Here is a 6672-nt window from a genome sequence, read left to right as displayed (position 1 = left end):
AATGGGGGACTTACTCATGAGCAGGCAGCATTATAAGGTATATTCCGAAGGAAGAATCGGCAATCTCGTCATGAAAAACCGGCTGGTGCGCTCTGCTACAGGTGAGAGCCAAATGTCGACGGACGGGAAAATCTCGCAATCGGTTCTGCAGGTGTACAAGGATCTGGCGCTGGGCGGAGTCGGAACCATCGTTACCGGCGCCATGGCGGCAACGCCGACGGCCAAAAGAACGGAGGGCCAATATTGCATCTACGATGACGAATTCATTCCCGAGGTAGCCAAAATCGCGCACACCGTTCATGAGACCGATCCGGAATGCATCGTCATCGCGCAGTTAAACCATCCCGGCCGGCAGGTGCATCACTATGTAACGGCGGACTGCATCGCGCCCTCGGCTGTGGAGTCTCCGATTCTGATCAAAAAAGCCCGGGAGCTGCAGCCGGATGAAATCGGGCAAATCATCCGGTATTTCGCCAATGCGATTGTCCGGGTTCAAAAGGCCGGGTTCGACGGTGTGCAGTTTCATGCGGCGCACGGCTATTTGCTCAGCTCCTTCCTGTCCCCTTATACGAATCGGCGTACTGACAGGTACGGCGGTTCGGTGCAGAAGCGGGCGAACATTATCCGGGACATCGTTGCGCTGGCGAGAGAGGAAGTTGGCGACTTTCCGATCCTCATCAAGCTGAACTGCGACGATCACGTAGAAGGCGGCATTAACAAGGACAACTTCCCGGAGCTGCTGGACGAAATTGCAACGACCGGCGTCGACGCCATCGAGGTAAGCGGGGGCATGTGGGATTGTCTCGTCCGGTCCGAGGACGAATTAGGCTTTACACCGGTCCCGATTCCCGAAGCAAGAACGAAGATTGGCGGGCTTGCCAAGCAGTCGTATTATTATGATTATATCAAGGATATCCGTCTCTCCATTCCGCTTATCCTGGTAGGCGGACACCGTAATATCGAGCGGATGGAAGAGATCGCGCAGAACGGAAACGCCGATTTCCTGTCGCTGTGCCGTCCGCTTATTTCCGAGCCGGATTTGCCTAACCGCTGGCTGCACGGGGAAGGACTCACCAGGGCGGATTGTATTTCCTGTAACGCCTGCCTGCTTGTACTGCGTAAGGAATTTTGCTGTCCGTATAAGAAATACGGCAAATTGAAGGAGTTATATCTCGCGACGAACGCAGAGAATTGGAGGGAGACCTTCAAGTAGGCATCAAGCCCGGCCGGTGACTGAAATGCCTGAATGCCTGAGCCTGTTCATAGGGTTCAGGCTTTTTTTGTATACATGGGCGTATGTCAATGACTACATTGCTGGTTAATGTTAAATAGTTGCCTCATACTTATAGTATTCAGAAAACAATCAGACTCTATGACATAGGAGGAGACGGGGATGACGGAGCTTTTTATTAAGCAGAAGGTGTTCAGTCTAAGAGAGAAGTTTACGGTGAAGAATCAGCAGGAGCAGGATGTCTATTATGTAGAAGGCAGCTTTATGAGGATTCCTAAGACTTTCTCTATTATGAATACAGCAGATGAGGAAGTCGCATTGATTACCAAGAAGGTATTCAGCTTTTTACCGAAGTTTTTTGTGGAGGTGGACGGCCGGGAGGTGCTCACGATTAAGAAGGAATTTTCTTTCCTGAAAGCACGCTATACGATAGATTCGGCTGACATTGAGGTGCATGGGAATTGGTGGGACATGGATTTTCAGGTCATCCAACGCGGAGCCGTCATAGGTGAGGTCAACAAGAAGTGGTTCACCTGGGGCGATAGCTACAGTGTTCAAGTATTCAAAGAGGAGATGGAGGCCGTCATCATTGCGATTGTGGTCGCCATTGATTGTGTGAAGGCTGACGATGCCGCGGCTTCCCAGCAGTGATTATTACCGTGCAGTTATCTGAAAGCTTTTCTATACTCTCCTTCAATCTGGACAGCGATAACGGAAGCCTCGTCCTGGCCCTCAACTTCATAAAATGGACTCCCCTTCGGGGCAATGGTTGAATCGCCATCCTGCTCCGGCAAGGATTTGTCCGGGTCGATGTACCTTTTTACAGTTCCGATTTCTTTGCCTATCCGCTCTGCTGCGATTGTGTCATCAGTAACTACGTAGGCTTTGTTATTCCATACAATAACTGGTGGGTAGGGAAGTACGGGATATTCGGTAGTGTTATCCTTAAGCGAACACCCTTGAAATATAATGATGAATACAATCAAGATGAAGGTTTTTTTTGAAATTTCATCCACCCACTTGTCTATTATTGAGAGTGATTACCAAATATTTTACGCGTTAACTTCAGAAACAGGAGATCAGGAAGCAGTGACAGCCGAACGTTGTGAAGTGAACTCACTGAAAGGGTGGACTAGATGAGTTTGACAGTTAGTTTAATTGAAAAAAGAGGTATATTAATAGATACTAATCTCCTGGAAGCTCAGGTACCAGCACCACACAATGATTTATTTGGTTTCGAGTCATGCAGAAAAACGCTCTGGGGAAATGAATTAATTAGTGAACTTGGGTGTGAATTAGTACATTCTTTAAAAGATACAGATATTTATGTATTTAATGAGGAGATAGAAAAGCTGAAAAGTGAATTCCTCATTTTGCTAGATAATTTAGATATTATAAGCCAACACACTGACTATATTAAAGACTTTATTGAATTCAGAATAAGAAATGCGCTGGAAATGATAAAGGTAGCACTTCATGAAAAAGATAAGGTTGGAGTTTGGATTGGGTAGCTATGAGTGATAAAGCAATGATTACCAGCTACAAAGCATATTTAGCGGCAGCCATGGATGTAATAATATCCTTGACTGCCGCTGTTTTTTTGAGCTAATGTTCTACGTGCTGTACATCCTTGTGGCCGCCATTAACCACGTTGACTTGACTTGCTGCCTACAAAACGGTTACTTGCTGCTCCTATGCCGACTATGAAGAGTAGGACTGAAACTCCAAGCAGAATGAAGAGCGGCAGGTTCCAGCTGTTTGTGGCATCATGCAGATAACCGATAAGGGCAGGGCCGATTGCGGCAAGTAAGTATCCGACCGATTGGGCCATGCCTGACAGTTCTGCTGCCTGATGCGCGTTATGAGTACGTAACCCGAAAAACATCATGGATAAGCTAAAGGCGAAGCCTCCGCCAATTCCGAGTATTATAATCCACAACAAAATGATATTGGAGCTTCCATAAAGCATTCCTAGCGTTCCTGTCAAAAGTAAAATGGTTGTGAGGACCACCAGGGAACGCTGGTTTGACATACGCCCGGCTATAACAGGGACAATAAAGGTAAAGGGAAGCAGCGCTAATTGCATAATTGAGAGATACCATCCTGATTGGTTTAAGTCAATGCCTTGCTGTTGTAGAATTTCAGGCAACCAAGCGATCAGTACATAGAAAATCATGGACTGCGTACCCATAAACAGCGTCACTTGCCACGCAAGAGGTGAACGCCAGACATTCACATCATTGCCAGCCTGCTGTTGGCCCGTCAGGGTTGTTTGCTTCGTATGATTTCTCATTTGAGGTAACCAGCAAAGAATCGATATGAAGCTTAGGATTCCCCATATTCCCAAGGACCCCTGCCATTTGAAACCAGCATCCGCGGCTAGCGGTACACTGATTCCCGATGCGACGGCTCCGGATAAACTCATTGAAATTGCAAAAATACCAGTCATGGAACCGATTTTGTGAGGAAAATTACGTTTGATTAGACTCGGTAATAATACATTACAAACCGCAATGGCGAATCCGAGAATTGCTGTTCCAATATACAGATTTACAGCGCCAGATAAAGAACGTACTCCAATACCAACAGTCAAAAAGATCAGGGCAATCAAGATTAAAAGTTCTACTCCATGCTTCCGTCCCAGTTTTGGGACTAGAGGCGATAATAAAGCAAAGGTAAGCAGAGGTACCGTTGTTAAGAGGCCCGCTAAAGTATTGGAAATATGAACGTCATCCCTTATAAGGCTTACTAAAGGACCGACTGAGGTTAAGGGAGCACGTAAATTAGCTGCAATAATGATAATGCCGAGTATTAGCAGCCCAATAGATGATGGTGAATTTTTTTTATTCGGCATTCTTCATTCTCCTACCAGAACAGTATAGTATAATATCCGCGCGGACAACGAAAGTATAATATAATATATTAAAATTGACAATAAGTATTTTATAATTAACGATTTTAAGGAATTTAATGCCTGAATATTTAAAATTATTACATTCGTTAAAAACAAAAATGCAACGCTGCGTTCCCATATATAAATGGAATACAGAGTTGCATATTGTAGTGGGGCTTTGAATTTTAGAAACCATATTTCAAGGCTATATGGAGTACTGTTTCGCTATTCGTATTATTGGTATAAGAGTGAGGACTATCTGCACGAAAACTGATTGTATCATATTGATTCAAGGTGTAACGCTCTCCATTGACCTGAATTTCAATAGAACCCGTCATTACTGTTGCAATTTCAGTTGTATTTACATGATGACCTTCAGGATGGTACGAACTATTAGGGTTTAAATAAGCCCGGCACATTTCAATATCGTTGCTGGCATTTTTGAAGACGGGCTCTATGCTCCAATTCTTATTGTCATTCGAAAACCGGAGCCCTTCGCCTGCCCGGTACAAGCTGACAGGGTCCTCTGATTTGAACAAAGCCAACAGCGGTAATGAGATGCCCTTTGAAATTTTCCATATCATCGCCAGAGTCGGATTGGTCTCTCCGCGTTCGATATTACCCAGAGTAAGTTTGCTTACGCCCGTTGATTCTGCTAAATCCTCCAGACTCATGTTTTTTTCTTTTCTGTACCTTTTCAAGGCACTGCCGATTTGTAATACAAGTTGTTTTGATTCATCGATTTCATCCATTGGATATTCACCTCAACAAATAACTGTATAGCTAGTATATTGTTTATTCTGACTCTTTTCCATACGAGCAGTATTTGATGGTGACTATCTACACTTTAAATTTGTTGATCTGTCCCTGCAATTCTTCTGCCATCTTAGAGAGGAATTCTGCCGACGCTGCAATCTCTTCCATGGAAGCGAGCTGTTCCTCGGTTGCAGCAGATACATTATGAACCCCGCCGGATGCTTCCCCGGCAATGCTGGAGATCTGGCTTATATATCCGACCACTTCATCTGCGCTGGCTGACATTTCTTCTGAACCGGCAGTTACTCCCTGAATGTCATCAGCGACCCTGTTCACGGCTTCGTAGATATGCTCGAATGCTTCTCCAGCCGCTGTAACAATCTCAATTCCGGCTTCGGTTTCATTGCTGTTTACCTTCACAGCCAGGATTGCATGGTTCGTATCATTCTGAATCAGCTGGACAAGATCGGTAATTTTTTGCGCGGATTTCGAGGATTCCTCGGCTAGTTTACGTACTTCTCCGGCTACAACAGCGAAGCCCCGGCCGTGTTCCCCTGCACGCGCAGCCTCGATAGCCGCATTCAATGCGAGCAGATTGGTCTGACTTGCGATAGTATTAATTACCCCGGTAATACTGCCAATCTCAGCAGAGCGTTCCCCCAGACCGGTAACCAGCTCAGTCAATGAGGATATAGAAGTACGCACGGAGCCCATTTGGTCCACTGCCTGCCGGATGACCTTGTTGCCTTCAGCCGATTGATTCGCGGCATCTACAGCGAGTACGGATACGCTCTGGGCAAGGAGGGCGATCTGCTCCGAACCATCGGCCATCTCGCTCATTGCCTGTGAAGAATTATTCACCATCTTCACCTGATTAGAAGTACCAGAGGCTAGTTCCTCGACGGTTTCGGAGATTTGCTCGGAGGCTTTCGTATTTTGCTCTGCACTCGCCAGCAATTCTTCCGAAGAAGCGGCTACCTGCTCGGAAGTCATGGAGACGGATTGAATCATCGCCCGCAAGTTACCAGTCATGGTATTGAAGGAGGCAGCCAATGTACCGAGCTCATCCTTGTTTTTAAGTGTGATGGTTTCACCGGTTAGATCCCCGTTCGCTATAAGCAACGCCGAAGCATTCATTTTCTGAATGGGTCTTGATATCATGGCTGCAATGAAGAAGGCTATAAATAAGGCAATCAGGAAGGAAATAATCGTCACCGCCAAAATGATAATGAATGCACGATTGGCCTCTGACAGTGAATCTTTTGTAGCCTGTCCCGATAAATCACTGCCCATGGCAATTAACTGAGCGAGTGTGTCATTGGCTGTATACCATAACGGGTAAGCCTCTGTATGCAGCCTGCTGGCATCCTCAAAGTTGTTAGCTAACCCAAATTCGATAAAGGCAGGCATTTTCGCCATATAGGCATCATAGTTGGTGCTGAAGGCATCATACATTACCATCGCTTCGTCACTGCCCTCAATGAGGGTAAACAGCTGTTTGCGCTCATCCTCAATTTTGACTTTGAGCTGCTCCAAAGCTTCATTCATCTTCGCAATTTCACTCAGATCCGTCTCAACGATGACGGCAAGAGCCAGCCGCTCCACATCTGAAATGTCACCATTCATCATGCCAAGTAAGCTGACGCTCGGCATCCACTCCTGATCGATTTCCTCGGAGGTTTCGGACATTACATAGATCTGATTTAAGGCATAGGTGCTTACGAAGGCGAGCAGTGCAACCACAACCAGAAATCCCATCAATAATTTCATGCGAATCGTCAACTTCATGCTC

Annotated in this window: 7 protein-coding genes; 3 read left to right on the top strand and 4 right to left on the bottom strand. The window is 45.9% G+C overall.

Annotated features, from left to right (window positions below; all coding sequences use genetic code 11):
* Positions 1 to 16 precede the first annotated feature (16 nt).
* Positions 17 to 1213, top strand: a complete 1197-nt coding sequence (locus MKX70_RS26930) for an NADH:flavin oxidoreductase (RefSeq protein ID WP_340841222.1) — start codon at positions 17 to 19, stop codon at positions 1211 to 1213.
* A 180-nt stretch (positions 1214 to 1393) separates the two neighbouring features.
* Positions 1394 to 1882: an LURP-one-related/scramblase family protein gene (locus MKX70_RS26925; protein ID WP_042135876.1), complete on the top strand. Its 489-nt coding sequence runs from the start codon at positions 1394 to 1396 to the stop codon at positions 1880 to 1882.
* Between the two features lie 14 nt (positions 1883 to 1896).
* On the opposite strand, the gene MKX70_RS26920 is transcribed toward MKX70_RS26925, so the two are convergent.
* Positions 1897 to 2247: a hypothetical protein gene (locus MKX70_RS26920; RefSeq protein WP_042135878.1), complete on the bottom strand. Its 351-nt coding sequence runs from the start codon at positions 2245 to 2247 to the stop codon at positions 1897 to 1899.
* A gap of 120 nt (positions 2248 to 2367) precedes the next feature.
* On the opposite strand from MKX70_RS26920, the gene MKX70_RS26915 reads away from it, so the two are divergent.
* Positions 2368 to 2742, top strand: a complete 375-nt coding sequence (locus MKX70_RS26915) for a hypothetical protein (protein WP_076244342.1) — start codon at positions 2368 to 2370, stop codon at positions 2740 to 2742.
* 131 nt (positions 2743 to 2873) lie between these two features.
* Here MKX70_RS26915 and MKX70_RS26910 read toward each other — a convergent pair whose 3' ends face one another.
* From MKX70_RS26910 to MKX70_RS26900, 3 genes are all read right to left on the bottom strand, one after another.
* Positions 2874 to 4085, bottom strand: coding sequence for a CynX/NimT family MFS transporter (locus MKX70_RS26910; RefSeq protein ID WP_340841220.1), 1212 nt, complete (start codon positions 4083 to 4085; stop codon positions 2874 to 2876).
* Positions 4086 to 4309: 224 nt separating this feature from the next.
* Entirely contained in the window at positions 4310 to 4876 is a 567-nt protein-coding gene (locus MKX70_RS26905) for a helix-turn-helix domain-containing protein (RefSeq protein ID WP_042135880.1), read from the bottom strand.
* An 88-nt stretch (positions 4877 to 4964) separates the two neighbouring features.
* On the bottom strand, positions 4965 to 6668 hold the full coding sequence (locus tag MKX70_RS26900; RefSeq protein ID WP_340841698.1) for a methyl-accepting chemotaxis protein: 1704 nt from the start codon (positions 6666 to 6668) through the stop codon (positions 4965 to 4967).
* Positions 6669 to 6672 lie beyond the last annotated feature (4 nt).

This window comes from Paenibacillus sp. FSL R7-0312, from assembly GCF_038004445.1.
Lineage (GTDB): Bacteria > Bacillota > Bacilli > Paenibacillales > Paenibacillaceae > Paenibacillus_AQ.
This window is presented reverse-complemented; position numbering and strand designations above follow the sequence as displayed.

What these genes read in the sequence shown, in the direction of transcription:
- MKX70_RS26905 (WP_042135880.1), bottom strand. Translation starts at nt 4,876, where the DNA reads ATGGATGAAATCGATGAATCAAAACAACTTGTATTACAAATCGGCAGT.
- MKX70_RS26910 (WP_340841220.1), bottom strand. Translation starts at nt 4,085, where the DNA reads ATGCCGAATAAAAAAAATTCACCATCATCTATTGGGCTGCTAATACTC.
- MKX70_RS26915 (WP_076244342.1), top strand. Translation starts at nt 2,368, where the DNA reads ATGAGTTTGACAGTTAGTTTAATTGAAAAAAGAGGTATATTAATAGAT.
- MKX70_RS26925 (WP_042135876.1), top strand. Translation starts at nt 1,394, where the DNA reads ATGACGGAGCTTTTTATTAAGCAGAAGGTGTTCAGTCTAAGAGAGAAG.
- MKX70_RS26930 (WP_340841222.1), top strand. Translation starts at nt 17, where the DNA reads ATGAGCAGGCAGCATTATAAGGTATATTCCGAAGGAAGAATCGGCAAT.
- MKX70_RS26900 (WP_340841698.1), bottom strand. Translation starts at nt 6,668, where the DNA reads ATGAAGTTGACGATTCGCATGAAATTATTGATGGGATTTCTGGTTGTG.